Genomic DNA, 26,263 nt, shown 5'->3' with positions numbered 1-26,263 from the left:
CTCCTTTATTTGAAATAGCGTTTTACTATAGGTAACTGCATCACATTGATATAAACATGGATGGCTCCGACAAGCAAGAAGGCTAGTAACTGAATCTCTCCTGTCAGTAAAGAAAAGAGATCAATTAGAATGTAGAGACCTGGCAAGACATATTGGTGTAATTGGAATAAAATCCGAAAACTCTGTTCCAAATTAGCCTGGCGCTCCCCTTCATCGTAAGAATTGATAAAGTCCATGACATCCTTTGGTGTAGAGAAAAATGCCAAATCAAACTGACGAACAATCGCAATGGTCTTAAAAAGATATTTTTGAACACTGAAAATCAGCACTAATGCCAAAAAAGAAAGAGATAAGGTTAGATGGCTTCCATTTAGTACAATTGCTTCACAACCTGAGATGAAAAAAGCCAATAAAATCGCTACACTTGCAATATTAAAAGCAATGGTTCCAAACTCGAGATTCCGATACATTTGCACATAATAGCTTTCATTCTGATCATCATCCATTTCCTCTTGATACAAGGAATGAAATTTTCTGCTTTTCTTTAAGAAATTGAATGTCAAAAGAATGCTAATGAAACCTAACACTAAACAAATAGCTGATATCCATAGTATCAAGACTTTTACATCTAACATAATTCCGTGAGATTCAGCAAGTGCCTTAAACATCCCTACAAACATGGCCAAAAAAACTCCCAAGACAATAGACATCAAAAATAATAACAATCCACGTTTCTTTTTCATATTCATTCTCCTTTTTCACTTGCTAAATTGTTTGCTTTCTTTTCAATCCAGTCAACGACTGGGATGAGAGCAAAGTAGGCCCAAACAAATTGATCGCTTTGATATGGATTAAACCAGCCTAGATCCATCCCAATCAGTAGAAATACGCTGACTAATAAAGCTATGGCAACTACATAATAAATCACTTTATACTTATTCATCACTCGTCCTCCTCCAAGCGAAATACCGATTCGACTGTTTCGTTGAAAATCTGAGATATTTTCAAGGCAATCACAACGGACGGGGTGTACTCATCCCGTTCTAGTAGGCTAACGGTCTGTCTGGAAACCCCTGCCAGCTTGGCTAGGTCGGTTTGATTGAGGCCATCGCGAGCCCGCAGCTCTTTTAGACGATTTTTTAGTTGCATGTTACACACCTACTCTCCGTCAAATTCAACGGTTTGGATATCCTCAATGCGTTGTAATTTGAATTTTTCTTTTCCTTTTTTATTAACACGACGTAGCTTGACCCATTCCTCATCTACATCTACAACTTCCCAGTTGTCTGTTCCAAAAACTTGTCCAACAATTGTCGGTGTTTTCCCAATCAATTCTTTTAAAATTCTTGACATTTCTTTATTTCCTTTCTGTTTTTGCTCAATTCTTTTGATTTTATTCTCTAGTTTCTTGACCTTTTGGGAATGGTAGATATAATACATAATCACAAGAGGTACAAATCCTAATGCCCACATAATCGTTCCTTTCTCCTTTTCTCTTAACTTGCTTATATTGTAACACATCTTTTTCTTTTTGACAATCATATTTGTCAAAAAGTTTATGATTTTTGTCATTTTGCAAAAGAAAAAGGTCAGGAATAAGTTCCTGACCAGTTTATCTATCATTAATACTCTTCGAAAATCAAATTCAAACCACGTCAGCTTCACCTTGCCGTACTCAAGTACAGCCTGCGACTAGCTTCCTAGTTTGCTCTTTGATTTTCATTGAGTATAAAATCCTAGTTTTTCAAAGATTTCTGAGAAGTTTTGGCTGATTGCCTCAAGTGACACTTGAACTTCTTCTCGAGTTTGGTTGTTCTTGACCGTCACTTGTCCGCTTTCGACTTCACTCTCTCCTAGGGTGATAAGGGTCTTAGCAGCAAAGACATCGGCTGATTTGAACTGAGCTTTGAGTTTACGGTTGAGGTAATCACGCTCTGCTTTGAAACCTTGTTGGCGAAGAGCTTGTACTAATTCCAAGGCCTTGACATTTGCTCCATCACCCAAGACTGCTATATAGACATCTAGGGCGTTTTCGATAGGGAGGGCCACACCTTGCTTTTCAAGAATGAGAAGCAGGCGCTCTACACCAAGTCCAAAACCAAATCCAGCAGTTTCAGGGCCTCCAAAGTAAGAAACCAAACCATCGTAACGACCACCCGCACAGACTGTCAGGTCATTGCCCTCAATCTCAGTAATAAACTCGAAAATAGTGTGATTGTAGTAGTCCAGACCACGCACCATATTGGTATCGATGATATAGTCTACTCCAAGATTTTCCAACATCTGACGCACAGCATCAAAATGAGCTTGACTTTCTTCATCAAGGAAATCCAAGATAGACGGTGCATTCTCCACTGCTACCTTGTCTTCTTTTTCTTTAGAGTCCAAGACACGAAGAGGATTTTCCTCCAAACGACGTTGGCTATCCTTAGACAAGGTCTCCTTGAGCGGTGTCAAATAGTCAATCAAGGCTTGACGGTAGGCCGCACGACTCTCAGGATTTCCAAGAGTGTTGAGGTGCAATTTGACACCTTGGATGCCGATTTCTTTCAGGAAATGAGCTGCCATAGCAATGGTTTCCACATCAGTAGCTGGATTGCTAGATCCAAAACACTCAACACCAATCTGGTGGAACTGGCGCAAACGCCCTGCCTGTGGACGCTCATAGCGGAACATAGGGCCCATGTAGTAGAACTTACTTGGCTTTTGTACTTCTGGGGCGAAGAGTTTATTTTCCACGTAGGAACGGACAACGGGCGCTGTTCCTTCTGGACGGAGAGTAATATGGCGATCACCCTTGTCATAAAAGTCATACATTTCCTTGGTTACGATATCCGTTGTATCTCCGACAGAACGGCTGATAACCTCGTAATGCTCAAAAATAGGCGTGCGCACTTCTGCATAGTTGTAGCGCTTGAAAATCTCACGGGCAAAGCCCTCAACGTACTGCCATTTGGCAGATTCAGCAGGTAAAATATCCTGCGTTCCTTTTGGTTTTTGTAATTTCATAGGGAATCCTCTTTAAACTTAATAGTCTTATTTTACCATAAATAGAGGGATTAAGACAGTATGAAAAAAATTAGGATTTAGATATCATTTTTGAGATTAATAACTGTCAAAAGAATAGCTAGCAAGGAAAGACCAACAAATAGCATCCAAGTCAACTGTATATTCCATACGGCTACAAGTGAAAAACAGGCTGTTCCCACAGGTATGGATAAGGTGAACAATAAACCTAAAAAATTACTGGTACGAGCTAGAACCTCTGGAGCTAGATTTTTCAGGAGCATGGCACTAATCTTTGGTTGAACTTTACCAGACACATACAGAGTTGAACAGAGAAATAGTAAACCAAGTACGACTTGATTGAATAAATTAGCTAGACCAATTAGACTGAGTCCTACGGTCACCCACATCATCAATCTAGGCAAGGACTGCTTCCCAAAATAATCATTGCCCGTAAGGCTACTGATGATGATTGCTAACAAAGCACAGACTTGACTGATAAATAATGCCTCTGTGTAAGAAAAGTCCAAAAGAGAATGGCTCAAAAAGAAGATGTTATAGATGCTTCCTAAAGCGCCACCCAAGGCATTGATAAGCAAGACAGCAAAGATCATAAATCCAAAGTTTTTCTGTCCACCTTTAAGAAAAACGAGACGTAAATTTCGATAAATCGTTAGGAACTGCTCTTTGATCGGAAGCTTCTCATTTTTTAGAATTTCACCATCAGCAGATGACATTGACAGGCTCAATTTGCTTTTTCCTAAAAAGAGGATGACGGCTGATACTAGGAAGAAACAGGCATTGATTCCCGCAACGAGGGAAAAATTGTTGACCGATAGACCTAAGAGCCAGACTCCAAAAGCTTGACCACCAATAGCTGAAATATAGGTGATGAACTGGGAAAAAGAATAAGCCTCCATCAAATCCTCTTCAGCTACTTTTTCCTTAATAAGAGGCATGCGCAAGCCACCTGCAAAATCACTGATGACATCACTAATGACATTGATTAAACACAGGCTAGAAAAGGCAAATAGACTAGCTTGCTGGACAACTAAAGCTGCTAGAAAAAATAAAATCGCCTGAAACAAGCCACTATAGACCATCCATTTGACCTTGGCCCTCGTATAATCTGCCCGAATCCCTACAAAAACTGTAAAGAAAGTCGGAAGAATCACGACAATATTCGCCATAGCAACAGCAAAGGAGGCTTGTGGCAAGGTCGATGCATAGACGATAAATACCAAGTTGAGAATCGAAGCACCAAAAGCATTGAAGAATCGTGACAAAGTCAAGAGTCGATAAGCTTGATTTCTAAACAATAGTTTCATAAGTAATCTCCCTTCTTGTTCGAATACTCAATGAAAATCAAAGAGCAAACTAGGAAGCTAGCCGAAGGCTGTACTTGAGTACGGCAAGGTGAAGCTGACGTGGTTTGAAGAGATTTTCGAAGAGTATAAGTTTTATGTGAAGTATGACTATAGTATAGCACTTAGAAATGTTAGAGGAAAAACTTTTGAATATATGCAACAAATAAAATGAGCACAAAGAAACGAGAGAATTTCTCCAGTGACACGAGAGAGCCCAAAAATTCTATCACTTAAAATTTCAAATTATTTTCGTAGTTTGCAGATATTCAACAATCGGTCGTATTTCTATAGTATTCGGCAGATTTATTACAGCCAAGCATCTCAAAAATACGGACAGCATCTTCCATCTTTTTCTGACCTTCCTTGACTCTGCCTTGCTTGCTATCAAGGAGACCTTCCGCCCACAAATAGACAATTCGGAAATAGGTTTCATTTTCATTGTAGAAATGCTCTTCGATAACACGCTTAAAATAAGAGGCATTGGTAAATTCTTCACACTCAATGCTGGCTAAAAAGCCATTCAATAGTATAGTGTGAAAAAGGTTTCGATTGCCAGACATTTCCATTAGGAAATCAGATTTACGTACCATTTCTCGTACATATCTAGTAAAAAGAGAAACAGATAAAAAAGCAGAACTGACTGAAAATAAATTTAGTTCATAGATTCCCCAAATCTCGGTAGAAAACAAATAATCATGAAGGACTTTCCCCTCCTCTGCCGTTAACTCTACCCTTTCGTCCATGCTCTTCATATAAGACTTGATAAGAATGGCATTTAGAATATGTTTCTGTTTGTTTTGAGAATGGGCATGCTTTTGATACTCCTTGCGATACAAGTCCTCAAGCGGAGCTATATTCTTTGGATCCAAGACATCTATGATTTCTTTTCTCAACTCAGAATCTGTATCATACTGAAAACCTCTCGCCAGAAAGAGGATCTCCTCCACACTGGCCGATATATTTTCTAGTGCAAATAGAAACTTTTCCACCGAAAGCTCACTCTGACCTGTTTCAAAGCGGGACAACATAGACGGCGAAAATTGTCCCCCAGTTGCTTGTTTCAGCGAGATATTTCTTGACTCTCGTAATTGTCTAAAGACTTTTCCAATCTGCTCCATAGGCATCCCCTTGATTCAGTATTTTCTTCATTTTATCATATTTTTCAGAAAATTCATCAAAAACTTGCCAAATTGTCAGAATTATGAGAAAATAGAGGATATTTATCACGTGGAGGGACTGTAATGAGAGAGGATATCAAAATCAATGACCGTGCTTTGGCCTTACAAGATCAAATTATCGAAAAACTAGAGAAGGTTTTTGATACAGATGTAGAATTGGATGTTTACAATCTAGGGCTGATTTATGAAATTAATCTAGACGAAACGGGGATCTGTAAGATTGTCATGACCTTCACCGATACTGCCTGCGATTGCGCCGAAAGTTTGCCTATCGAAATCGTCGCAGGTCTAAAACAAATCGATGGTATCGAAGATGTCAAGGTTGAAGTCACCTGGTCACCTGCTTGGAAAATCACACGAATCAGTCGCTACGGTCGTATTGCCCTTGGACTGCCACCTCGTTAATACTCTTCAAAAATCTCTTCAAACCACGTCAGCGTCGGCTTGTCGTATAGATGTTACTGACTTCGTCAGTTCTATCCACAACCTCAAAACAGTGTTTTGAGCAACCTGCGCCTAGCTTTCTAGTTTGCTCTTTGATTTTTATTGAGTATAAGCAGGCAAATTACTTTTGAAGATGAAAAGAAGCAAGCCGAGATTGGCTTGCTTTTTAAGTTTATTTTTTACCTGACTTGTCCATATTCCAGAAGTCTGTCACGGCTCCGCGTGAAGCAGATGATACGATGTGGGCGTATTTACCGAGGACACCACGACTGTAAAGTGGTGGCAAGGTAGTTTCTGCCTTGCGTTTTTCAAGTTCTTCTTCGGATACGGCCATGGAAATTTCTTTGGTATCTTGGTCAACCGTAACGATATCACCTGTACGAAGGTAGGCAATTGGTCCACCATCCTGAGCTTCAGGAGCGATATGTCCAACAACCAGACCATAAGTACCACCAGAGAAACGTCCGTCTGTCAAGAGGGCAACCTTGTCTCCTTGACCTTTACCAACGATCATTGATGAAAGTGATAGCATCTCAGGCATACCAGGACCACCTTTAGGTCCAACAAAACGCACAACGACTACATCGCCATCAACGATTTCATCTGTCAGAACGGCCTGAATCGCATCTTCTTCTGAGTCAAAGACCTTAGCTGGACCAACGTGACGACGCACTTTAACACCTGATACCTTGGCAACCGCACCATCAGGGGCAAGGTTCCCGTTCAAGATGATAAGCGGACCGTCTGCACGTTTTGGATTTTCAAGTGGCATAATGACTTTTTGACCTGGTGTGAGGTCTGCAAAGTCAGCTAAGTTCTCAGCAACTGTCTTACCAGTACATGTGATGCGGTCTCCATGAAGGAAACCATTTGCCAAGAGATATCTCATAACCGCAGGAACACCACCGACTTCGTATAGGTCTTGGAAGACATACTGACCAGATGGTTTCAAGTCAGCCAAGTGGGGCACACGCTCTTGAATCGTATTGAAGTCCTCAAGTGACAAGTCAACATTGGCAGCATGGGCAATGGCAAGCAAGTGAAGAGTGGCATTTGTAGAACCACCGAGAGCCATAGTCACAGTAATGGCATCTTCAAAGGCTTCACGAGTCAAAATATCTGACGGTTTGAGACCAAGTTCCAACATCTTGACAACAGCACGTCCTGCTGCTTCGATGTCTTCTTTCTTATCAGCTGATTCAGCTGGGTGAGAGGAAGACCCTGGCAAACTCATACCGAGAACTTCGATAGCTGTCGCCATGGTATTAGCAGTGTACATACCACCACAGCCACCAGGGCCAGGGCAGGCATTACATTCGAGACGTTTCACTTCCTCAGCTGTCATGTCACCGTGGTTCCATTTTCCGATACCCTCAAAGACAGAAACCAAGTCAATATCTTTACCATCAAGATTTCCCGGTGCAATAGTTCCACCATAGGCGAAAATAGCTGGGATATCCATATTAGCAATGGCAATCATAGAACCCGGCATGTTCTTGTCACAACCACCGATAGCGACGAAGGCATCCACGTTGTGACCACCCATAGCCGCCTCGATTGAGTCCGCAATGATATCACGAGATGTCAAAGAGAAACGCATCCCAGGCGTTCCCATGGCAATCCCGTCCGCTACAGTAATAGTCCCAAACTGCACAGGCCAAGCACCTGCCGATTTGACACCTTCTTTGGCTAATTTCCCAAAATCATGCAAGTGGATGTTACATGGTGTATTTTCCGCCCAAGTCGAAATCACTCCCACAATCGGTGTCTCAAAGTCCTTATCTGTCATACCAGTCGCACGAAGCATGGCACGGTTTGGTGATTTTACCATACTGTCATAAATGCTACTGCGGTGACGTTTATCTAATTCAGTCATTTGTTCCCTCCCATTTCAGTTTTTACTATTATAGCACATTTTAAAAGCAATGAACAGAAGAAAATTCTTGAATTTTCAGAAAATTCTATACACATATAAACATTGTAAATTAAAAACAACAAAGCGGATCAGGGCACTTTCTGATTACCAGAATATGCTTTTAATCCGCTCGCTTTAAATAACGTAATGTAATTTTTACAGAAGTTCTTTCAGATAAGTGTATTTAACATCTATCTTGCATTATAAAACGCTAAAACTTTCTCTTTTATATTCGATTCACTCAAACCATACTCATTAAGAAGATAATCCATTTTCCCTACTTGACCGAATCTTTCTTGAACACCCATCCGATGAATTTTTGTTATTCCATCATCAGAGAATAATTCACATAAAGCACTGCCAATTCCACCTATCTGATTGTGGTTTTCTACAGTAAATATAGTTTTTCCGCTTAACATTGTTTTTATCTGTTCTGGTATCGGTTTGATTCTAAATAAATCTATCACACCTACTGAATAACCTAATTTAGACAGTTCATCCGCAACTCGAATACTTGGAGCAACCATTATGCCAGAAGCAACTATTACAACATCTTCACCGTGTCTTAACTCAATGTAGCCTTTAGAAAAATCTTCTCCACCTTGATATACAGCCTCTGGAGCTTTTCTAATTGTTCGAATATATTTTAGTCCTTTTAATTCTAATGTCTGGTTCAAGATTTCACGAAATTGGATATCATCAGTTGCTTCAAAAATGATTGATTTAGGAATTAAACGTAACAATCCAATTTCTTCAAATGGCATATGTGTTCCACCATTCATCTCTGCCGTTACTCCTGCATCTGAGCCAATCACAGTGGCATCCAATTGTGCGTACCCAAGAGAAATAAATAATTGATCAAATACTCTTCGTGAAGCAAAAGGGCCAAATGTATGAAGATAAGGTCTAAACCCCTGAATAGATAAACCTGCTGCAAGCCCGACCATTTCTGCTTCCATGATCCCAACATTCACATAACGGTCTCCAAAGTCCTTTTCAAGATTATTAGTAGCCATCGAACTTGACAAGTCTGCTTCTAAAACTACTATATCATAATAACTTTGGTTAGCTTCTAGAAGGAAATCTCTATACACATGTCGTAATTCTTTCGTACTTCTCATCATTCTGTTTCCTCCAATTCCTGACTTAATCTTTCTACAACTGAAGTTAACATTTGTCTCTCCTCTACAGTAGGGCGAAGATGATGATTGGATTTCATTTCTTCCAGCTCTCGAACTCCTTGACCTTTAATAGTGTCTAATACAATACACTTAGGGGATGAATTATTTGACTGTTTTAATTGGATAATCCCTTCATAAATTTCTCTAATATCTGAACCATTGACCCTAATGGATTCAAATCCAAATGCTGAGAATTTTTCTACAAAATCACCTGGATTACAAATATCCTTTGTAAAACCATCTAATTGTTTTTTGTTATCGTCTACAAATACCATTAAATTAGATAACTGTTGATGAGAAGCAAACTGTATAGCCTCCCAACATTGTCCCTCATTTAACTCACCATCCCCAACAATAGCATAGGTATAAAAGGGACTTTTTCTTATTTTCTGACCATATGCAAGTCCGGTTGCAACACTAATTCCCTGTCCTAAAGAGCCAGTTGTCATATCTATGCCCGGCGTTAGATTTCTATCAGGATGAGACGGTAATTTGGTTCCATTTGTATTTAAAGAATATAAGAATTCTTTGTCAAAGAAACCATTCAAATAGAGTGTGCTATACAAAGCTGGTCCAGCATGTCCCTTGGATAAAACAAAATAATCCCTATCTCGTGATGCAAATATTTCTGGAGTCATCGGCATTATTTCACCATAAAGCACTGCTAAAACTTCTACTATAGACAGACTTCCTCCATAATGGCCAAATCCAAGATGATTCAATGTTCTAAGAGTATTTAATCGGATTTTTGTTGCAAATTTTCTTAACTCATCTTCTCTATTTTCACTTAAAATCATCCCTTATTCCTCCTTTGCAGATGGCTTTTTAATAAAGGATACTCCAAACATAACTGCCAAAATAAGAACAAGACCAATAACAATGCCTGCTTGTGAACCAAACTGATTCAACATTCCTAAAATAATTCCTGATAGACCAAAATCTGCATCTGAGAAAGTTGATCCTTGGAAACCAAGTCCTCCCAAAACTGGCATTAAAAAGACTGGAAGAAAACTAATTAAAATACCTTGTAAAAATGCTCCAATAGTAGCTCCACGAACACCACCAGATGCATTCCCAATAACACCTGCAGTCGCTCCACAGAAGAAATGAGGCACAACACCTGGTAAAATAACAACCGTTCCTGAAGCAATCATAATTGCCATACTTACTAAACCACCAACAAAACTAGAGATAAATCCAATTAGAACTGCATTGGGTGCATAAGTATAAACAATCGGACAATCCAAAGCAGGTTTTGAATTAGGTACAAGACGCTCTGAAATACCTTTAAAGGCTGGAACAATTTCACCCAAAATAAGGCGAACACCTGCTAAAATAACAAATACCCCTGCTGCAAATTGACCTGCTAATTGTAAAGCATAAACTAGACCACTTGTACCACTACTGATTTCTTTTTCTATATACTCTGACCCTGCAAAGATAGCTACAATAATGTAAATAATTGCCATGGATAAAGTAATGCTAACAGTACTATCACGTAAAAAAGCTAAACTCTTTGGAAATTTAATGTCCTCTGTTGATTTTGATTTGTCACCGATAAGGCTACCAGTAAAACCACTCAACCAATATCCCAAAGAACTGAAATGACCTAAAGCCACCTTGTCATTTCCAGTTAATTGAACCATATATTTTTGCACAAATGCTGGGGAAACACTCATAATAATACCGAGTGCTAATCCTCCTAGTAAGATAAGAGGCAAACTTGTAAAGCCAGCAACTGATAAAATGACCGCAATCATACACGCCATATATAGAGTGTGGTGCCCTGTTAAAAAGATATATTTGAATCGAGTAAAACGAGCAATTAAGATATTGAATACCATACCTGCAAACATAATCATTGCAGTAGCTGAGCCATATGTTGTTAAAGCTACAGCTACAATTGCTTCATTATTCGGTACAACTCCAGATAAATGAAAAGCATGTTCAAACATGGTACCAAATGGATTCAAAGAATTTTGTACAATTCCTGCACCACCAGATACAACTAAGAAACCAACAAAGGTCTTAATTCCGCCTTTAATAATATCAGGTAATTTCTTCTTCTGAAGAACTAATCCTAAGATTGCAATTAAAGCTACTAAAATAGCTGGTGTACTAACAATATCCAATATGAACTTCATCATGACGCTAGCCTCCTATATAAGTTCTTTTTCTTTACAAATTTTAGTAATTAATTCTCGTAGCTCGTCCATATCAATAATACTATTTAAGATACGAACATCTCCAAGATGACTAGCGGAATCAGCTAGATCACGACCAACAATCCAAATATCAGCTGCATTTGGATCTGCTCCACCTAAATCATAATGTTCAACTTCTACATCTGAAACATTCAAATCACTCAATACAGATTCAATATTCATCTGTACCATAAAACTTGAACCTAATCCTGAACCACAAGCTGTACCAATTTTTAACATTATCTAATCCTCCTGTTTAATTATCATTTCAATGTCATCAAAGTTTTTTGATGATATTAAAGTTTGAACATGATTTTTATCTCTTAAAATTGTTGTTAAATGTGACAAAGCCTTTAAATGACTCTCATTATCAATGGCTGCAATACAAATCAACAATCTTACCTCTTGTTCTGGATTATCCAATAAATAAATCGGTTCTTCCAAAACTAACATTGACATTCCTATTTCATTCACACCTTCATCTGGCCGAGCGTGAGGAATTGCTACTCCCTTCCCTAAATTAATAAAAGGCCCAAACTCTTCTACTTTTTGAATCATTGCCTCAGGGTAGTTCTCAGTTATCTTATGTTGATCCAAAAGCGGTTTAGCTGCTAAACGAATCGCCTCCTTCCATCCTAATTTTTCCGAACTAACCTGATAAGTTTCTTTTGTAATTAATTCTTCTAACAATGGTAACACTTCCTTTCTGTTCATTTCTTGATAGAGATACCTCTTTAATGCTAATTTTAACTCTAATTCTTGTGTGACTACACTATATCGTCTTACTATGCTAATTATCTGATTAAGCTCAATATCTCGATAACCTGTATCTGGGAAATCTTTTGATACCAATTCAACTAACTGTGTTGTTTGTTCTTCCGTCATCATAACCGAAACTAGATAATTTGGTTTTTCTGTCTCCACCTTTATGGTAGAAAAAACCATATCATAGTCACTACTAGCTTTTACCTGCAAATCATCAATCTTTGAGGTTCCTATAAACTCAATTTGAGGAAATAATGCTAATAGATTCTCTTTTAACATCAATGAAGAACTAATCCCATTAGGACAAATAATTGCTGCTTTATAACATTTTTGAGGCAAATTGTCTGCTTTCTTTAAATATCCTCCAAAATGGATAACAAAATATGCTGTTTCACTATCAGGTATGGGTTTGTCAATAGCGTCCATCAAGGGAGTCAAAGAATCTTTTACTAGTTCAAATAAATCAGGATAATGTTCTTTAACATGCAACACATATTCATTTGAACTAGGTAAGCCGAACTTTAATCTATAGTAAGCCGGTATAAGGTGGCGGCGAAGATTTTCTCTCAATACTTCCCTTTGTTTAAAATGTAACAAAGAAATATCTTCCATTCTACTTATAATAGCCTCTGTTAATTGATTAAAGTAAACCGGAGCAACATCTACTTCACCTTCAAAGCAACTTGATAATAAAACTGTGATATAGCGATAATCATCCTCTGAAAATACCGTATCTATAATTCCCAAATCAACTACTGTATCCAATAAAATAGTTGTTATATCTTGAATAATAGGAGATACTAATGTCTCTGAAAGACATACTCTTTCAACATCCCTTTGATACCTACATATAATGAATACTAAACCGAAAAGGCAAACTTTTAATTGATTAACAATAGGTACTATCTGTAGCTTTTCATAATAATCTTTAACTACCTGATCAATCAAATCATAAGTTAATGAATACCCCCAACTAGATAAAACATAATCCAACCCCCAAATCCCTATGGAGGATTCCAGCAACTCACTAACCATTTGAAAAGCTAAACGGTGCTTATTCCACTCTGAACCGTGTAAAGTATAACCTTTTGCTCTACTGTACCCTAGCTCCAAATCATTATCTAACATAATCTTTCTTAATGATTGAATATCAGATAAGGTTGTATTCTTACTTACTTTCAAAAAGTCTTGGTAATGATTATTCGATATAAAATCTAATCGGCAAAAAGTGTAAAGATAGATTAATGCTAAGCGAGTCGACTTTGGTAAAACCAATTCATCCGACTTAATAATATCTGTCAAAGACTGCTTCGTACGATTTGATAAACTATAGCGACCTTGTTTTTTATCCAGCACTATCCCTTTATTAGCTAGATAAGGCACTAAATAATCTATTCCTTCTTTGACTTCCTTTATAGGTAAGCTCACCTTAACAGATAATTCATATAATGATAGCTCACAATGATCCATCAAAGTCATCAAAATAACTAGTGCTCTATAATCAAACATTTCTCTTCCTTTCTAACTACAATTATAGTGTAAAAGTTATAAGAATAAAAGAGTATTTGAGCACAATATAATCTCACCTCCTACAAGTAATTATTGGGCTGAAAGTTTTTAGTAATTATTTTTCTACTTTTTCTTGACGTTATAAATTAAAGCGATATCATTTAGATATCAAATAATAGGAATGGTTGAAATGACACTGGAACGGCTCAATGAAGAGGAATTGGTAGAGCTTGACGAAGAACGAAAAGCTGCCATGGTTTCAAATCTCCTAGTCGTTCTCTGTGGCAATCATGATGCACAACCAATTGTCAACACAGGAAGTCTTTACTAAAAATGGCTGAAGCTAAAAAAAAGCAGATCCCCCTTCGGCTCTCAACAAAGTTATACGCTGCACTCGCATCATGGGCAGAAGACGACTTTCGTTCAGTCAATGGGCAAATAGAATATCTCCTCACAGAATGTGTCAAACAACGGAAGAAAGACGGAAAATACGTATCAGAAACCATTGATGAACCATTTGAGATTGATATTTAAGACCTTCTCCTGTTTGCTGTGTCGGACAGGAGAATTTTTGGTAACTTCTAAAACTAACTTCCAGTTTCCCACAACCTAGCTTTTAGTATGAGAAAAATGCGTGAAATCAGTGGAAATCCGTCTTAGACTAACTTCCACTGGTTTTCTTTTTCTTGATATATAAGGGTTCAAAAGCGAAAAGACTCAGAAAAAAGTGCACGACAAATAGCCCTAAAACAGAGTCGTCTTAGAGTAAATTCCAGTTGCTAGCGTTTAGTGTGAGACTTTTCGATGGTGATAAGATGTGTAGTTAGAGGGGAAAATTCCCTTTATTTCAATAAATCAGGTGATAAGTGTGTGTCTTCTGGTTTGACAAATTGGCAACCCAGAAGAGCAGCGATGTCCTCGCCAAAGGTGAAGGTGAAGACGTCGTAAGCAGATTTTCCTTGAAACTCTTCTCGTTTCAAGGAATTGACATGGGAAATGACTAGATTGACGTCTTTCTGAGTCAGTTGGTCAAAGGAAGTGCCCTTGGGAAGAATGGCTCGCAAAACCGTATGGTTCTTCTCAATCCGCCCCTTCTGGTCAGGACGGCTAGGGTCGCAGAAGTAGAGGTGAGACTTCCCATCAATGTCTCGCTCAAGCTCCTCCACATAGGCGAACTCAGATCCGTTGTCTGTGAGAATGACAGGGAACAGCTGATGGAACGCATACCCTCCGTCCATGACTCTTTCTTTCAAAGCTGCGAATTTAGTGGCGACTTCCAGAGCAGTCTTGTTGTCCAAAAGCAAGGCGAAGAGGAAATTACAGAAGGAAACGTTGAAGGTGAGCAGTAGCTTTCCACCAGGTCTGCCGATGACCGTGTCCATTTCCAACCATTTGAAGAAATCATCAGTTTCTCGTAACTCTTGGAAATCTTGATAGGTCCGCCCAATTTTCAGCTCTTTGGGAATAGCTACTTTTCTGGATTTTCTGCGTTCCGAAAACGTGACCATCCGAGGGAAATCAATGGGCTTGGCTGTCAGATAGCCCAGCTTGGCATGCCGATACTCCGTAAATTTCGACACAGGTAGGTTATGTGTCTGAATGATATGGTAGATGCTTTGTTTCTTCTGGATGCCTAGGGTTAAGATCTTGTCCATCTGATAAAAACTTTCCTTGTTTAGGGGAATGCCCTGTCTGGATTCCCTCAACATAGTCTCGTACTGCTCCTGTGCCTTTTTCGCGTAGTAAAGATAGCGGTTAAACCCACAATCCGTCCTCTTTTTTGGACAGTTGTTACAGACATAAGGAGCTTTTTTGAGAAGAGGGCAATCCGTGCAATCAGATTTGACGGATGTTGGATGCATGATGCGATTGCGCTTGATTTCCTTTGAAATCGTTGACGGGTCTTTCCCCATCTTCTCAGCGATGGAACGGAAAGTCTCCTGTTGGCTGATTCCAGTTTGGATGTCAATACGGTCTTCTAGAGTGAGATGTTTTTGTTTTTTCGTCATGAGGTACCTCCTCACGAAAAGTCTCAGACTTAATTCTAGCATAATTCATCGTCTGAGACTAACTTCCAGTTTTGGGAGAGAGATGGAAGTTACTTTGAGAAGTTACGCAGGAGAATTTTTTCATCTTTTTTTGTCAAGTAACTTTACTTTACAAAAAAAATGTGTTATCCTAGTATGGTTGATGAAAATCAGTAGATTGAATCGAATATAAATACCTAAAGGAGAAATCAAAATGGCAGTACCTGCACGTCGCACTTCAAAAGCGAAGAAAAACAAACGTCGTACACACTACAAAGTAACAGCTCCATCTGTAAACTTTGACGAAACTACTGGAGATTACTCACGTTCTCACCGTGTATCACTTAAAGGATACTACAAAGGACGTAAAATCGCTAAAGCTGCATCAGCTGAATAATAGAAGGGAGATACCATGCGCGTAAATATTACACTTGAACACAAAGAATCTGGTGAACGCTTGTACCTTACTTCTAAAAACAAACGTAACACTCCAGACCGTCTTCAATTGAAGAAATACTCACCAAAACTTCGCAAACACGTTGTGTTTACAGAAGTGAAGTAAGCATTCAATACGAATCAATACAGAAGAAAAACGCTTAATCAGCGTTTTTTGATTTTTTGAAACTCATTACATTGCACTACAAATCAATTTTTTAGATAAATATATCAGTTGGATATTGGTTAAGCTCTGCTATCATTTCGATGGCAGGGCTTTTTAATATTTGGTACACTAACTTCTTATCTATATTTTGGTGGATTTTAAGTTGACATCTACAAAGTTTAATGTTAAAATACATTCAAAAATATATTTGAATGAGGTGTTTTATGATTCAAAATGTTGTTACTTCAATAATACTGTATTCTGGGACAGCCGTAGACTTACTTATTATCCTAATGTTATTTTTTGCCAAAAGAAAAAGCAGAAAAGACATCATTAACATCTATTTAGGACAATTTCTAGGCTCTGTTAGTCTAATATTGCTAAGTTTGCTTTTTGCATTTGTCCTAAATTATATTCCTAGTAAAGAGATTTTAGGTTTACTCGGTTTGATTCCAATTTTCCTAGGCCTCAAAGTTTTGCTTTTAGGAGATTCTGATGGAGAAGCTATTGCAAAAGATGGTTTGCGAAAAGACAATAAAAACCTGATTGTTCTAGTCGCTATGATTACTTTTGCAAGTTGTGGCGCTGACAATATTGGTGTCTTTGTCCCATATTTTATCACCTTAAATTTAGCGAATTTGATAGTGACTTTACTTACTTTTCTAGTCATGATTTATCTCTTGGTTTTTTCTGCCCAAAAATTGGCACAAGTCCCTTCTGTTGGAGAAACTTTGGAAAAATATAGCAGATGGTTTATTGCCGTTGTTTATTTAGGATTGGGGATATATATCCTGATTGAAAATAACAGTTTTGACATACTATGGACTATATTAGGCTAGGAGAAAATATTATGAAAAAAGATAGTATCTGCCAAGTGAATGTTATAAATCAGCAAAATATTACAACCGCAACGAACTACCTTGAAAAAGAAAAAGTCCAAAAATCACTTCGCATTTTAACAAAATTTACCGATAATAAACAGATAAATATCATCTTCTATCTTCTTGCTGTTGAAGAACTCTGTGTCTGTGATATAGCCTGTTTACTAAATCTCAGTATGGCATCTACTTCCCACCATCTTCGTAAACTAGCCAATCAAAACATCTTGGGCACTAGAAGAGAGGGGAAAATTATATATTATTTTATAAAAGATGAGGAAATTAGAGATTTTTTTAATCAACTAGGATAACAACTATTTTTACTACTTTTCCATGATTATAGGGGATTATATATGAAATTTTTTGATGAAAATTACTCACAAGAAATACATACTCGTATCAAATCTTTAAGAGAAAAATATAATTTAAAGCAAAGCTACCTAGGTAATGCAGGTCAAGTTAGCCAAGTTGAAAAGTAAAAGCGACAAGTTACCGCTTCAATATTGCTTTATTTGAATACTCAAACCGACTTGGACTATAAAGAAATTATTTTTAGAGATATCGCCAAGTTTGTTGAAAATCTGTTTTACCACTGCTTCAGCTCTATTATATTTATAGAAACTGTAGATAGAAGTTAAGTAAGCATTCAATACGAATTAATACAGAAGAAAAACGCATTCAAGCGTTTTTTCTTTTTGTTAATTCCACTACATTGCAAGACAAATCATTCGAATGACTACATTTTTTGTGAAATAAATTAGACTCTAATATATAGAAAAATCCAAAATCCCCTGCAAATCTACATTACAAGGGACTTGTGTGTTATTCTTGTACTTCTTTCTGGGCGGCCTTGCCTTGGTCTAGAAGGGCTTGGACGATTTTCTCATCGCGTAGCTTGACAGAATCGTTGATCATTTCTGCGGACTTAACGATAGTTGTTTCTAGCTGGGCACGTTTCTGGCGTCCCAATTCAATAGCAGCGACGATACCTTGGTTTTGAGCGACCAGACTTTCAGCCAGTTTGGTAACCGATTCGACAGCGACTGTCGGGCTTTGGGCAATTCGTTCCATCTGCGGAATCACTTCCTTACTGGTTTCAGCTAACATCTGAAGAGCAGCATTATTGGCATTGACAATGGCATCTGCCACAACACCTGATTTCATTGACTGTTGCAAAATACCCAGTTGAGCAATAGAAAGCTTCATTGTTGGAATCGTATTGCGACGAAGCATGCCCAATTTTTGGCGCATATCAGATGACACCTTCACAAGATTGCGCATCTGAGGTGTTGTTGCCCAGGCAACATAGAGACGGCTGACATACTCAGTGTGTTGTTGTTCAAGAGTATTAACCACTTCAGCCATGCGGGCCAATTCTTGTGACTTGGTTTGGTATTCTACCGTACTTGTATAAAGTTGGTCAGTTTGAGCTTTCAGTTCGGCAGCGCGATTACCAGCTTCTGTCTGGCTGGCTTCGATAAAGGAAATCACTCCCACTAGATTTTCAATGGATTTGGTATTGTCCTCAATCAACATCTCAGCAGAGACGATATTTCGAGCTAGCACATCTTCTTGCTTGACCACTGCAGCTGCCATACCATCGAGCTTTTGCTCCACTGTTTTTGAGTCAAAGTAAAATTCTTGTAGGGTATTCTTGCTCTTGTTAAACAATCGTTGCAAAAAGTTTGGCTTTTCTTCTAACTCAGCAATTTCAGCGTTCTTGTATTTAACTACAAAGCCTTGCAACTCACGGTTGGTATTTTTGAGTAGATCATCCACTTGGGGAATCTGCAGTTTCTTTTGTTCTGACAAGATACGATTGACCGTATTGTTCACACCTTCGACAGCAGATTGTCCAAAATCTAAAAGAGCATTTTGATTTGTGACAAACTGGTCTACTAACTGGGGCACGTGCGCCTTGATTCCTTCTTGCTGCTCAGGGCTCAACTTTTCAAGGAAGGTTAAGGTCTTGTCCGAGCCAGTATTGGTCTCGATGATTTGGGTTGTTTTATCCACCTTAGCTACCGTATTATTGGCAATCTGGTCAATATCAAAATTAAATTCTGTCATGGTTACTCCTTTATTTCTAACCTATTCTTTACGATCTTTTTCTAAGATACGCAGACTGATATCAAAATCACGCATATCTGTTTCATTGAGTTCTCTCAAGACTTGGTCTAGCTCAAGGTCAAATTGTTCGATAGCTGCTTTAGCTTGCTCTAAGCGTTCTTCTGCCCGATTATAGTTTTTAGGATTGGCCTTAATCTTTAAATAACCTTCTAAAATCGTTTTGAATTTCTCCATCTTCAAACTATGAATGGCCGTCAATTCTTCCTTATCCCCCTCGGCAGAGGTAGCAATCTTGTCTAAAATAGCCTGATGGTCAATAGCAATATTGGCCAAGGTCTGGGACAATTCTGGAGCTAATTCCTCTGTCTCCGCATTTTCAAGATCTACCTGACTTTCTCTATCCAAACGTTCTAGCTGAACATCGATGTTTGCCCTTACTGTACGAACCTTTTTGTCAATACGGTTGTAGACATCAGCATCGATATAGGACTTGAGACGATCCGCCTCCTGATGGATTTCCCGCAGTTCGATTAATACTTGATTGGCCAGACTCTTATAGGACTCTGAGCCTTTTTCTACTAAAGTTCCCTCTAATTGCTGAATATCCTTGTCCGCCTGACGAATCCGAGCTTTTAAAAGCTCAATCCGATCATCTAGAGAGGCATCCTGCAAAAGAGGATAACGCCAACGTTTATAGAGACGATAACCACCATAGCCTAGCAGTACACAAGCTGCAAGCGGAAGAGCATATTGGACCAAAAGGCCCAACAAGAACAAGAAGCCCCCAAAATAGAGACAACCTTTCCAAAAACCATTACCCGATTTCATAAACATTCCTTATTTTCAATTTATAAGTCTATTTTAGCACAAAAGACAAAAATGAGGGCGGAAATCCCTAGAAAAGAGTTGATTTCTTTGCTGTAGAATGGAACTTGGTAGCGCGTGTGCTAATTTCAGTGAAGCGGACTCAAACCACAAACACACTCTGAGGAAATATAAAAATAAAAACTTGAAATATTGGGTGTTATATGTTAGAATGAACTTACAATGTGAGTAAAGTTACAGCATATGTAACTAAAAAACCCCACCGTGCCACCGATGGGGTTTTTTGCTACCCTCTTAAAGGATTAAGAGCTACTTGCTACGTCTCTTTATCCATAGCTTGAAAAGCTCAGATAGTACGTTAACAAGTAACGGAGCTAGAAACACTGTGAGTAAAGTTTCTAACATATGTAACACCTCCCTTCATTAAATTGAGGGGGCCAAAACATTATATCATACCAGATTTATATCATCAACATCGTGGCATTCCCAAACAAAAACGCCTTTATATAGGCGCTACTTTTTCTTGAACAAGCGGATGTAGTCCTGTTTGCTATGAATAATATCTGATACAAAGACAGCTTTTCTGTCCTCTAAAATATGATAGAAGGCTAGATAATCTCCTAAAATGATACATCGAGTTTTGAGGGGTGGATATATAATACATCCTACTCTTTCGTCAGCATCAAATCCTGCTTCTGGGAAGACTTCAAGACGCTCCAAACCATAAAGAATATTCCTAACTGTGTTTGCTCCTGCCTGTTCTGAAAAGTAGTTAGCTGAGATATAGTCTTTGATACCTCTTAGCTGTTCTTGTACCGTTTCAGAGATAATGAGGCTATATGCGTTCTCGTTAAATTCCAAGGTTAGCCCTCACTTCATCAAGGCTGTAAGTTCTTCCCTGTTCTAAATCGTCAAAGCTACGGGCAATTTCAGCACGCAACCCTGATAGAAGTTCTTCTCTTTCTTTATCTACTTGAGTTTCAAATGGCAAGGATTTATGTTCTACAATGTGTTCCAAAAACAAGTTAAAGCTGGCTGTCATATCAAGATTTTGCGCTGTGATAATAGCTTTAGCCTTCTCTAACAAGTCTCTGTTAGTCTTAAAATTTACCTGTGTATTTTTTTCTAAAACATTCATAGTAGTACCTCCTTTTAGACTATTATATCACTTTAAACTATACAGGTCTAGTTGCATATAGACGATTATAGCTGGATACTAAGAGAAATCAAAAAGCACTAAAGGAAAGCGCACCAAAGTGCTTAATATCAAGGCTCTAAAGCCTATCTGATTCAATAAAATATTACAACATTTTATTATCTTGCAGTGATTAGGTACAGAAAAACAGGCCTAAGCCTGCTCTAAATCTAACTTGATTTTCTCCAAAACTATTAAATTCAAATAAGTTGAAAAAACATAACGGGTAACAAAAAAGGACTTAAAATGATGAGTTCAGCAGGCAAGAAACTAGCACGGTCAAACGTGCTTTTTTTATTGCTGATAGATTCATTATACCACGTAGTATATAAAAGGCAAAAATAACTCATATCAAAAAGCACTTAGATTTCTCTAGGTGCTGGAATAGGCGGGACGGGAATTCCCCGCTTTTCAGATACCCAAAGGGTGCGTAGTTCCCGATGTTTCTCTACTTCTATTCTTTATCTATATTATACACCTTTTCTAGTCCTTTTCAACCACAAAAACCCCCACAAAAGGACAATCAATCGTGCTTTTTTTATTACCTAATAATACTATCATAGCACATCTGGAATACACACTCAATTATTAGCAATCCCCTTCGATTTGCAGTATAATGATGAAAAAGTGGGTTAATGTTGACGGTTCACCAAAAAGACTGGTTTGGCGAGTTTATGGAGGAGGGATTTATATGGATAGATCAAAATCGACATGGGAAATTGATGGATATTTATGGTTACATTGCCCTGTTTGCGGAACTGAAGTTATGGACTATGATATCTGTGACGTCTGTCGTTGGCATAATACTGGTATTATAAATATTGACGGTGGCCCAAATAAATTGACTCTAGCCGAAGCCAAAGAAGCTTACGCAAGGAGAAAAATCGTAAAAATTCTAGAATTTGATACAGTGTTGTTAAAAAACGGTCAAACGGCGACAATTGTCGAAAAATTAAGTGAAGATACTTTTATTGCTGACATAGGAGATTCCTCGAAAGACTGGGATACCATAACAATTACAATCAATGATATTGAAAAAGTAGTGTATAGAAATAGCTAATATATTTGTATAGTGTTGGGAGTAACCTTAAATGAATAAGACTGGAAAAGAGAATTTAATCATTATTAACGGTAGCGAATATGTCCATTGTCCAGTATGTGGTACTGTTACCGCAGTGTATGATATCTGTGACGTTTGTCAGTGGCAAAATACAGGAGAAACTAATATAGATGGTGGTCCTAATAAAATGACACTTGCGGAGGCTAAAGAAGCGTATGTTAAGGGAATTCCAATAATATAACAGACTATAGTACCACGAAAGGAGAGACTGATGGAACTTAAAGAATTTAATAACAAGGTTGTCAGAATCACCGATATTGATGGCCAAATATTTAAAGGTGTAGCTCTTTACGAAGACAAAGATGTCCACGATGAAGAATTTGATGGGTTATCCGTTAATTCTGGAACCAAATGGATTAAACTCTTTGAAAATGAAATCAAGGAAATTGAAATTACTGATAAAATCAACCAGTCAAAAAACCCTTAGATTCGTTTCTAAGGGCTTTTAATTAGGCCTAAGATATTGTTTTGCTTATACACCACTAAAACACCACCACGATAGCTTTTAGCAAAGTCTAGCAGTATCTCAGCCTTGAGGCACTCATATTGAGCCTTATCGATGTCTAGCGCCTCGTATAATTGCCATAGCTTTAATCTCTCTCCAGTTCGCCTTGTAAAGAGAGTGGCGAATATCTCACGTCGTACATCATACAATCACTTATCTTCAAGTCTAAGTCTAAGTCTAGTCTCTGAGTTGCTTTTTCAAAATTTTTAATACTTTTTGTTTCTTTTCTACTTCGTCAGTGGTCAAGCTGCTACTCCTTTATGATATAATTAGTTTAAAGAGAAGTGAGGTAGAAATGATAGTGTCGCTACGCAACTTCATAGTATGAGATGACGGGACAGGCACACCGTCCACTACTCTTGAGCGCTTAGATTTTTCTAAGTGCTTTTTTGCATTTTCTCGGCGTTCGCTCTTGGTTCAAGTCCATTCTCCATACCATTTGGTAAGGAATTAAGAGACATTTTTATCTCTTCTATCCCTTGTCATTCTGCGAGCAACTAAGGCAAGTTATTACTTTGCTTATCTGCTTATCATTTTGTAAACATCAAATTTAAAATAACAGACTTAAACTTTTCTTATTTCCTCAATACCCAAACAATAAAACACTATCAACTCGTTTAAACACACGTTTCAGACACACACATACTAGGCTTTTGCTAAACTCTGGAATACCCTATAAAGAATTACAACACCGTCTAGGTCATTCTACACTAGCTATGACTATGGACACTTACAATCATCTCTCCAAAGAAAAAGCAAAAACAGCCTTCTCATTTTATGAGAAAGCTGTTAGTTCGTTATAAGTGATGACAAAAATGATGACAAACCCAGAAATCAACGTTTTAAGACAAAGCAAAAAGCCCACTGTTGTAGGCTTCTTACAATATAAAGTCTTATCTTAAAGCATTTTGTTGTAGAATTCAACGACAAGTGCTTCGTTGATTTCTGGGTTGATTTCGTCGCGTTCTGGCAAGCGAGTCAATGAACCTTCCAATTTTTCAGCGTCGAATGATACGAATGCTGGACGTCCAAGAGTAGCTTCTACTGCTTCAAGGATAGCTGGAACTTTCAATGATTTCTCACGAACTGAGATCACTTGACCTGGAGTTACGCGGTATGATGGGATATCAACGCGTTTTCCGTCAACAAGGATGTGACCGTGGTTTACGAATTGACGAGCTTGACGACGAGTAGTCGCAAGACCAAGACGGTAAACAACGTTATCCAAACGACGTTCCAAAAGAAGCATGAAGTTGAAACCTAGGATTCCGCCTTTGATTTTTGTAGCTTGTACGAACAAGTTACGGAATTGTTTTTCACCTACACCGTAAGTGAAACGAAGTTTTTGTTTTTCAGCCAATTGCAAACCGTATTCTGACAATTTAGAACGGTTGTTTGGTCCGTGTTGTCCTGGTACGTAGTTACGACGTGCCAATTCTTTACCTGTACCTGTAAGTGAAAGGCCAAGGCGACGAGCTTGTTTCCAAGATGGTCCTGTATAACGTGACATGTGAATGTCCTCCTGATATAAATAATATTTCGGTGGAAATAGTCACTTAGAAAGCCCTGATTCGTGCAGATGCCCTTCGCCTAAACAGCCAAGGTTACTTATCATAAGACACCTGTTGACGAGCTTCATGCTTTCCTGCTGATATTTCGCACAAAATCCATTCTACCATGAATGGCTAGATTTGTAAAGGGGTTTTAAGCTTTATTTTCACTACCAGAGAGGTTGAGAAGGAGGGTAAAGGTGCTTCCGAGGCCGTACTGGCTGCTGACCGTGATTTCCCCACCCAATTGATGGGCCAATTCACGCGCAATCGCAAGACCCAAGCCATGACCACCTGTTTTCATATTACGCGAAGTTTCGACACGATAAAGGCGTTTGAAAATATTCTCCAAATCCTCTGGGGCAATGCCCTGCCCCTCATCGGTCACACTGATTGAAAGCTGGTGCTTCTCCAGCTTAGCCACCACTTCCAGCTTGGTTCCTGGAGCAGAGTATTTAAAAGCGTTATTGACCAGATTCACCAAGATACGAGAAAGCTTAGCATAATCTCCTTCAATCCGGGCAGACTCTGGGATTACCTGCAAGTGGACATCTCTTCTTTCTTGCTCAATCAAGAACTGAAATTCACTCATGCACTCAATCAAGAGCTGATCCAGAAAAATGCTGTCTTTACTAGTCATATCCGCCTGATTTCTGGCTGTGTTTAGGGTCAAAAAATTCAACTCCTCAACCAGTTTATTGAGTCTTTCCGTCTGGCGTCCAATGGTTGCTAGATAATGAGCTTGCTCCGACTCCTTGATAACCCCATCCAAAATCCCTTCTACCGTCGCTTGGATCGAAGTGATAGGAGTCTTAATATCATGCGAAAGTTGAGCAATCATCAAGCCCTTTTCTCGTTCGCTTTCTTCCAAGGAATCAAAGCTGGCCTGCAAATCATGGGACATTTCATTAAAAGCTTGGCCTAATTGTTGAAATTCTAAAGGGCCTTGAACCTCTAAATTTGAAGGAAAATCCTTGTCCGCTACCCGCTTGGCATGTTCCTTGAGTTTGCCCAACGACGTAAATACCGGCGACAGGAGAAAGAGACTAATACCAGCACCGACAAGGCTAGCAACGATAGTCATCCCAAGCAAAAAGTAAATCTCGCTTTTCTCAATCAGCATTTTTTGAACAGCCCAAAAAACAACCAAAATGGTTAAGAGGGTTGAAATAATATATCCAACCAAAATATAACTTTTTAGTTTCATGTTTGTCCTCTCGGTTTCTCTATCTTATATCCCAACCCCCAAACTGTCTTAATAGTGGGCGTTTGGTCACTACTATATTTTGCCAACTCCTGTCGAAGAGCATGGATATGCACATTCAAGGTATTGGTGTCATCCACGTAGTCTTCTTGCCAGACCTTTTCATAGAGGTCTGTCTTGGAGAAAACTCTCTCTGGATTGCTAGCTAAAATCCACAGCAATTCAAATGATTTAACAGTCAAATCCAGCATTTCTTCTCCTATTTGAACTTCATGACTACTATGATTCATTTTCAGATTGCCAAGGGAAATCAGCTCTGTTTCGCCCCCACGATGAAGGCGACGCAAAATATTATGGACCCGCAAAACCAGCTCACGAGGGCTAAAGGGCTTAGCAATAAAATCATCTGCTCCCAAGCTCAGACCGTAAATCTTGTCCTGTTCACTGGTCTTAGCAGTAATAAATAGGAAAGGCTGCTCTGGTGATAAGTATTGAACCTCACCGATTAAATCATAACCATCCATCCGAGGCATCATGACATCTGTGATAATCAAATCAATCGGTTTTTTCTTGAACAGCTCTAGCGCTTCCAGTCCATCATGGGCTACCAAGACCTGATAACCTGCCTGAATTAAGTATCTCTGATGAATATCTGTGATTTCTACCTCGTCGTCAACGAGTAAAATTGTCTTTCCCATCTGTCTCTCCTTTGATAAAAA

The 26,263-nt window shown here is 38.6% G+C and carries 31 protein-coding genes and 3 pseudogenes; 12 read left to right on the top strand and 22 right to left on the bottom strand.

Annotation, left to right across the window (positions count from 1 at the left end; translation table 11 throughout):
* Nucleotides 1-5 precede the first annotated feature (5 nt).
* The 7 genes from SMI_RS00640 to rgg form a co-directional block, all read right to left on the bottom strand.
* Nucleotides 6-743, bottom strand: coding sequence for a DUF3169 family protein (locus tag SMI_RS00640; protein ID WP_000730204.1), 738 nt, complete (start codon nt 741-743; stop codon nt 6-8).
* 2 nt (nt 744-745) lie between these two features.
* A complete protein-coding gene (locus SMI_RS00635; RefSeq protein ID WP_001046132.1) occupies nt 746-943 on the bottom strand; it encodes a hypothetical protein in 198 nt (65 codons plus the stop codon).
* Nucleotides 943-1,149, bottom strand: coding sequence for a helix-turn-helix transcriptional regulator (locus tag SMI_RS00630; protein WP_001176232.1), 207 nt, complete (start codon nt 1,147-1,149; stop codon nt 943-945). Before SMI_RS00630 ends, SMI_RS00635 begins: the two co-directional genes overlap by 1 nt.
* Nucleotides 1,150-1,158: 9 nt before the next feature.
* Nucleotides 1,159-1,623, bottom strand: coding sequence for a hypothetical protein (locus SMI_RS10970; RefSeq protein WP_000565864.1), 465 nt, complete (start codon nt 1,621-1,623; stop codon nt 1,159-1,161).
* A gap of 96 nt (nt 1,624-1,719) precedes the next feature.
* On the bottom strand, nt 1,720-3,009 hold the full coding sequence (hisS, locus tag SMI_RS00620) for a histidine--tRNA ligase (protein ID WP_000775865.1): 1,290 nt from the start codon (nt 3,007-3,009) through the stop codon (nt 1,720-1,722).
* Nucleotides 3,010-3,086: 77 nt separating this feature from the next.
* On the bottom strand, nt 3,087-4,334 hold the full coding sequence (locus SMI_RS00615; RefSeq protein WP_000770648.1) for a hypothetical protein: 1,248 nt from the start codon (nt 4,332-4,334) through the stop codon (nt 3,087-3,089).
* Nucleotides 4,335-4,639: 305 nt separating this feature from the next.
* The gene (gene rgg, locus SMI_RS00610) at nt 4,640-5,491 is read right to left on the bottom strand and encodes a quorum-sensing system transcriptional regulator Rgg (protein WP_000434945.1); all 852 of its coding nucleotides are present in this window, start codon (nt 5,489-5,491) and stop codon (nt 4,640-4,642) included.
* A 123-nt stretch (nt 5,492-5,614) separates the two neighbouring features.
* Here rgg and SMI_RS00605 point away from each other — a divergent pair, with 123 nt between their 5' ends.
* On the top strand, nt 5,615-5,956 hold the full coding sequence (locus tag SMI_RS00605; RefSeq protein WP_001206379.1) for a metal-sulfur cluster assembly factor: 342 nt from the start codon (nt 5,615-5,617) through the stop codon (nt 5,954-5,956).
* 211 nt (nt 5,957-6,167) lie between these two features.
* Here SMI_RS00605 and ilvD read toward each other — a convergent pair whose 3' ends face one another.
* The 6 genes from ilvD to SMI_RS00575 form a co-directional block, all read right to left on the bottom strand.
* Nucleotides 6,168-7,871 carry a dihydroxy-acid dehydratase gene (gene ilvD / locus SMI_RS00600; RefSeq protein ID WP_000137348.1) on the bottom strand — a complete coding sequence of 568 codons (1,704 nt, stop codon included), beginning with the start codon at nt 7,869-7,871 and terminating at the stop codon, nt 6,168-6,170.
* 230 nt (nt 7,872-8,101) lie between these two features.
* Nucleotides 8,102-9,034, bottom strand: a complete 933-nt coding sequence (locus tag SMI_RS00595; RefSeq protein WP_000986410.1) for a transketolase family protein — start codon at nt 9,032-9,034, stop codon at nt 8,102-8,104.
* Nucleotides 9,031-9,888, bottom strand: coding sequence for a transketolase (locus SMI_RS00590; protein ID WP_000603568.1), 858 nt, complete (start codon nt 9,886-9,888; stop codon nt 9,031-9,033). The genes SMI_RS00595 and SMI_RS00590 overlap by 4 nt, the downstream gene beginning before the upstream one ends.
* Before the next feature lie 3 nt (nt 9,889-9,891).
* The gene (locus SMI_RS00585; protein ID WP_000975304.1) at nt 9,892-11,238 is read right to left on the bottom strand and encodes a PTS ascorbate transporter subunit IIC; all 1,347 of its coding nucleotides are present in this window, start codon (nt 11,236-11,238) and stop codon (nt 9,892-9,894) included.
* Between the two features lie 12 nt (nt 11,239-11,250).
* Complete coding sequence (locus SMI_RS00580; protein ID WP_000912475.1) at nt 11,251-11,535, bottom strand: PTS sugar transporter subunit IIB; 285 nt, start codon at nt 11,533-11,535, stop codon at nt 11,251-11,253.
* Nucleotides 11,536-11,538: 3 nt separating this feature from the next.
* Nucleotides 11,539-13,569: a BglG family transcription antiterminator gene (locus SMI_RS00575; RefSeq protein ID WP_000460909.1), complete on the bottom strand. Its 2,031-nt coding sequence runs from the start codon at nt 13,567-13,569 to the stop codon at nt 11,539-11,541.
* 190 nt (nt 13,570-13,759) lie between these two features.
* On the opposite strand from SMI_RS00575, the gene SMI_RS00570 reads away from it, so the two are divergent.
* Together SMI_RS00570 and SMI_RS00565 are read left to right on the top strand one after the other, a co-directional pair.
* A complete protein-coding gene (locus SMI_RS00570) occupies nt 13,760-13,900 on the top strand; it encodes a hypothetical protein (protein WP_000171574.1) in 141 nt (46 codons plus the stop codon).
* Nucleotides 13,901-13,902: 2 nt separating this feature from the next.
* Nucleotides 13,903-14,103, top strand: coding sequence for a PTS ascorbate transporter subunit IIC (locus tag SMI_RS00565; RefSeq protein WP_000796544.1), 201 nt, complete (start codon nt 13,903-13,905; stop codon nt 14,101-14,103).
* Nucleotides 14,104-14,411: 308 nt separating this feature from the next.
* On the opposite strand, the gene SMI_RS00560 is transcribed toward SMI_RS00565, so the two are convergent.
* A complete protein-coding gene (locus tag SMI_RS00560) occupies nt 14,412-15,578 on the bottom strand; it encodes an IS30 family transposase (protein WP_000163005.1) in 1,167 nt (388 codons plus the stop codon).
* A gap of 232 nt (nt 15,579-15,810) precedes the next feature.
* Between SMI_RS00560 and rpmF the strand changes: the two genes are divergently transcribed.
* On the top strand, nt 15,811-15,993 hold the full coding sequence (gene rpmF, locus SMI_RS00555; RefSeq protein WP_000290417.1) for a 50S ribosomal protein L32: 183 nt from the start codon (nt 15,811-15,813) through the stop codon (nt 15,991-15,993).
* Between the two features lie 15 nt (nt 15,994-16,008).
* Nucleotides 16,009-16,158, top strand: a complete 150-nt coding sequence (rpmG, locus tag SMI_RS00550) for a 50S ribosomal protein L33 (protein WP_001265622.1) — start codon at nt 16,009-16,011, stop codon at nt 16,156-16,158.
* A 66-nt stretch (nt 16,159-16,224) separates the two neighbouring features.
* On the opposite strand, the pseudogene SMI_RS10695 reads toward rpmG, so the two are convergent.
* Nucleotides 16,225-16,393, bottom strand: a pseudogene (locus SMI_RS10695) (FanG protein).
* 28 nt (nt 16,394-16,421) lie between these two features.
* Between SMI_RS10695 and SMI_RS00540 the strand changes: the two are divergent.
* The 3 genes from SMI_RS00540 to SMI_RS10905 are packed head-to-tail and all read left to right on the top strand — an operon-like array spanning nt 16,422 to nt 17,554.
* Nucleotides 16,422-17,036 (top strand): CadD family cadmium resistance transporter, encoded by a 615-nt coding sequence (locus SMI_RS00540; RefSeq protein ID WP_000615749.1) that lies wholly within the window; start codon nt 16,422-16,424, stop codon nt 17,034-17,036.
* A gap of 11 nt (nt 17,037-17,047) precedes the next feature.
* Nucleotides 17,048-17,386, top strand: a complete 339-nt coding sequence (cadX, locus tag SMI_RS00535) for a Cd(II)/Zn(II)-sensing metalloregulatory transcriptional regulator CadX (RefSeq protein WP_000711088.1) — start codon at nt 17,048-17,050, stop codon at nt 17,384-17,386.
* Between the two features lie 42 nt (nt 17,387-17,428).
* Nucleotides 17,429-17,554 (top strand): hypothetical protein, encoded by a 126-nt coding sequence (locus tag SMI_RS10905; protein ID WP_000667625.1) that lies wholly within the window; start codon nt 17,429-17,431, stop codon nt 17,552-17,554.
* 343 nt (nt 17,555-17,897) lie between these two features.
* Here the strand turns inward: SMI_RS10905 and SMI_RS00530 are convergent, their stop codons facing one another.
* The 4 genes from SMI_RS00530 to SMI_RS00515 all read right to left on the bottom strand — a co-directional run bounded on the left by SMI_RS00530 (nt 17,898) and on the right by SMI_RS00515 (nt 21,108).
* Entirely contained in the window at nt 17,898-19,145 is a 1,248-nt protein-coding gene (locus SMI_RS00530; RefSeq protein ID WP_000134331.1) for a toxic anion resistance protein, read from the bottom strand.
* A 21-nt stretch (nt 19,146-19,166) separates the two neighbouring features.
* Nucleotides 19,167-19,973 (bottom strand): hypothetical protein, encoded by an 807-nt coding sequence (locus SMI_RS00525; RefSeq protein WP_000834989.1) that lies wholly within the window; start codon nt 19,971-19,973, stop codon nt 19,167-19,169.
* A gap of 510 nt (nt 19,974-20,483) precedes the next feature.
* A complete protein-coding gene (locus SMI_RS00520; RefSeq protein ID WP_000395513.1) occupies nt 20,484-20,831 on the bottom strand; it encodes a type II toxin-antitoxin system RelE/ParE family toxin in 348 nt (115 codons plus the stop codon).
* Entirely contained in the window at nt 20,821-21,108 is a 288-nt protein-coding gene (locus tag SMI_RS00515) for a type II toxin-antitoxin system RelB/DinJ family antitoxin (protein ID WP_001101476.1), read from the bottom strand. The genes SMI_RS00520 and SMI_RS00515 overlap by 11 nt, the downstream gene beginning before the upstream one ends.
* 748 nt (nt 21,109-21,856) lie before the next feature.
* On the opposite strand from SMI_RS00515, the pseudogene SMI_RS10690 reads away from it, so the two are divergent.
* The 4 genes and pseudogenes from SMI_RS10690 to SMI_RS00495 all read left to right on the top strand — a co-directional run.
* Nucleotides 21,857-22,042 (top strand): annotated as a pseudogene (locus tag SMI_RS10690) (CPCC family cysteine-rich protein); the annotation flags it as partial.
* A 214-nt stretch (nt 22,043-22,256) separates the two neighbouring features.
* On the top strand, nt 22,257-22,466 hold the full coding sequence (locus SMI_RS00505) for a CPCC family cysteine-rich protein (protein WP_001044017.1): 210 nt from the start codon (nt 22,257-22,259) through the stop codon (nt 22,464-22,466).
* 30 nt (nt 22,467-22,496) lie between these two features.
* Nucleotides 22,497-22,712 (top strand): hypothetical protein, encoded by a 216-nt coding sequence (locus tag SMI_RS00500; RefSeq protein ID WP_000420651.1) that lies wholly within the window; start codon nt 22,497-22,499, stop codon nt 22,710-22,712.
* A gap of 662 nt (nt 22,713-23,374) precedes the next feature.
* Nucleotides 23,375-23,593 (top strand): annotated as a pseudogene (locus SMI_RS00495) (tyrosine-type recombinase/integrase); the annotation flags it as partial.
* Between the two features lie 95 nt (nt 23,594-23,688).
* On the opposite strand, the gene rpsD reads toward SMI_RS00495, so the two are convergent.
* The 3 genes from rpsD to SMI_RS00480 form a co-directional block, all read right to left on the bottom strand.
* Nucleotides 23,689-24,300: a 30S ribosomal protein S4 gene (gene rpsD / locus SMI_RS00490; RefSeq protein WP_000092756.1), complete on the bottom strand. Its 612-nt coding sequence runs from the start codon at nt 24,298-24,300 to the stop codon at nt 23,689-23,691.
* 194 nt (nt 24,301-24,494) lie between these two features.
* The gene (locus SMI_RS00485) at nt 24,495-25,547 is read right to left on the bottom strand and encodes a HAMP domain-containing sensor histidine kinase (protein WP_000769776.1); all 1,053 of its coding nucleotides are present in this window, start codon (nt 25,545-25,547) and stop codon (nt 24,495-24,497) included.
* Complete coding sequence (locus tag SMI_RS00480; RefSeq protein ID WP_000520637.1) at nt 25,544-26,242, bottom strand: response regulator transcription factor; 699 nt, start codon at nt 26,240-26,242, stop codon at nt 25,544-25,546. Before SMI_RS00480 ends, SMI_RS00485 begins: the two co-directional genes overlap by 4 nt.
* Between the last annotated feature and the right edge of the window lie 21 nt (nt 26,243-26,263).

Origin of the sequence: Streptococcus mitis B6, from assembly GCF_000027165.1 — a bacterium.
GTDB lineage: Bacteria > Bacillota > Bacilli > Lactobacillales > Streptococcaceae > Streptococcus > Streptococcus mitis_AR.
Note: the sequence above shows the minus strand (reverse complement) of the source record. Positions and strands in the feature narration are given on the sequence as shown.

Excerpts from the sequence above, each read along its gene's own strand:
- SMI_RS00640 (WP_000730204.1), bottom strand. The coding sequence starts at position 743 with ATGAAAAAGAAACGTGGATTGTTATTATTTTTGATGTCTATTGTCTTG.
- SMI_RS00635 (WP_001046132.1), bottom strand. The coding sequence starts at position 943 with ATGAATAAGTATAAAGTGATTTATTATGTAGTTGCCATAGCTTTATTA.
- SMI_RS00630 (WP_001176232.1), bottom strand. The coding sequence starts at position 1,149 with ATGCAACTAAAAAATCGTCTAAAAGAGCTGCGGGCTCGCGATGGCCTC.
- SMI_RS10970 (WP_000565864.1), bottom strand. The coding sequence starts at position 1,623 with ATGATAGATAAACTGGTCAGGAACTTATTCCTGACCTTTTTCTTTTGC.
- hisS (WP_000775865.1), bottom strand. The coding sequence starts at position 3,009 with ATGAAATTACAAAAACCAAAAGGAACGCAGGATATTTTACCTGCTGAA.
- SMI_RS00615 (WP_000770648.1), bottom strand. The coding sequence starts at position 4,334 with ATGAAACTATTGTTTAGAAATCAAGCTTATCGACTCTTGACTTTGTCA.
- rgg (WP_000434945.1), bottom strand. The coding sequence starts at position 5,491 with ATGGAGCAGATTGGAAAAGTCTTTAGACAATTACGAGAGTCAAGAAAT.
- SMI_RS00605 (WP_001206379.1), top strand. The coding sequence starts at position 5,615 with ATGAGAGAGGATATCAAAATCAATGACCGTGCTTTGGCCTTACAAGAT.
- ilvD (WP_000137348.1), bottom strand. The coding sequence starts at position 7,871 with ATGACTGAATTAGATAAACGTCACCGCAGTAGCATTTATGACAGTATG.
- SMI_RS00595 (WP_000986410.1), bottom strand. The coding sequence starts at position 9,034 with ATGATGAGAAGTACGAAAGAATTACGACATGTGTATAGAGATTTCCTT.
- SMI_RS00590 (WP_000603568.1), bottom strand. The coding sequence starts at position 9,888 with ATGATTTTAAGTGAAAATAGAGAAGATGAGTTAAGAAAATTTGCAACA.
- SMI_RS00585 (WP_000975304.1), bottom strand. The coding sequence starts at position 11,238 with ATGATGAAGTTCATATTGGATATTGTTAGTACACCAGCTATTTTAGTA.
- SMI_RS00580 (WP_000912475.1), bottom strand. The coding sequence starts at position 11,535 with ATGTTAAAAATTGGTACAGCTTGTGGTTCAGGATTAGGTTCAAGTTTT.
- SMI_RS00575 (WP_000460909.1), bottom strand. The coding sequence starts at position 13,569 with ATGTTTGATTATAGAGCACTAGTTATTTTGATGACTTTGATGGATCAT.
- SMI_RS00570 (WP_000171574.1), top strand. The coding sequence starts at position 13,760 with ATGACACTGGAACGGCTCAATGAAGAGGAATTGGTAGAGCTTGACGAA.
- SMI_RS00565 (WP_000796544.1), top strand. The coding sequence starts at position 13,903 with ATGGCTGAAGCTAAAAAAAAGCAGATCCCCCTTCGGCTCTCAACAAAG.
- SMI_RS00560 (WP_000163005.1), bottom strand. The coding sequence starts at position 15,578 with ATGACGAAAAAACAAAAACATCTCACTCTAGAAGACCGTATTGACATC.
- rpmF (WP_000290417.1), top strand. The coding sequence starts at position 15,811 with ATGGCAGTACCTGCACGTCGCACTTCAAAAGCGAAGAAAAACAAACGT.
- rpmG (WP_001265622.1), top strand. The coding sequence starts at position 16,009 with ATGCGCGTAAATATTACACTTGAACACAAAGAATCTGGTGAACGCTTG.
- SMI_RS00540 (WP_000615749.1), top strand. The coding sequence starts at position 16,422 with ATGATTCAAAATGTTGTTACTTCAATAATACTGTATTCTGGGACAGCC.
- cadX (WP_000711088.1), top strand. The coding sequence starts at position 17,048 with ATGAAAAAAGATAGTATCTGCCAAGTGAATGTTATAAATCAGCAAAAT.
- SMI_RS10905 (WP_000667625.1), top strand. The coding sequence starts at position 17,429 with ATGAAATTTTTTGATGAAAATTACTCACAAGAAATACATACTCGTATC.
- SMI_RS00530 (WP_000134331.1), bottom strand. The coding sequence starts at position 19,145 with ATGACAGAATTTAATTTTGATATTGACCAGATTGCCAATAATACGGTA.
- SMI_RS00525 (WP_000834989.1), bottom strand. The coding sequence starts at position 19,973 with ATGAAATCGGGTAATGGTTTTTGGAAAGGTTGTCTCTATTTTGGGGGC.
- SMI_RS00515 (WP_001101476.1), bottom strand. The coding sequence starts at position 21,108 with ATGAATGTTTTAGAAAAAAATACACAGGTAAATTTTAAGACTAACAGA.
- SMI_RS00505 (WP_001044017.1), top strand. The coding sequence starts at position 22,257 with ATGAATAAGACTGGAAAAGAGAATTTAATCATTATTAACGGTAGCGAA.
- SMI_RS00500 (WP_000420651.1), top strand. The coding sequence starts at position 22,497 with ATGGAACTTAAAGAATTTAATAACAAGGTTGTCAGAATCACCGATATT.
- rpsD (WP_000092756.1), bottom strand. The coding sequence starts at position 24,300 with ATGTCACGTTATACAGGACCATCTTGGAAACAAGCTCGTCGCCTTGGC.
- SMI_RS00485 (WP_000769776.1), bottom strand. The coding sequence starts at position 25,547 with ATGAAACTAAAAAGTTATATTTTGGTTGGATATATTATTTCAACCCTC.
- SMI_RS00480 (WP_000520637.1), bottom strand. The coding sequence starts at position 26,242 with ATGGGAAAGACAATTTTACTCGTTGACGACGAGGTAGAAATCACAGAT.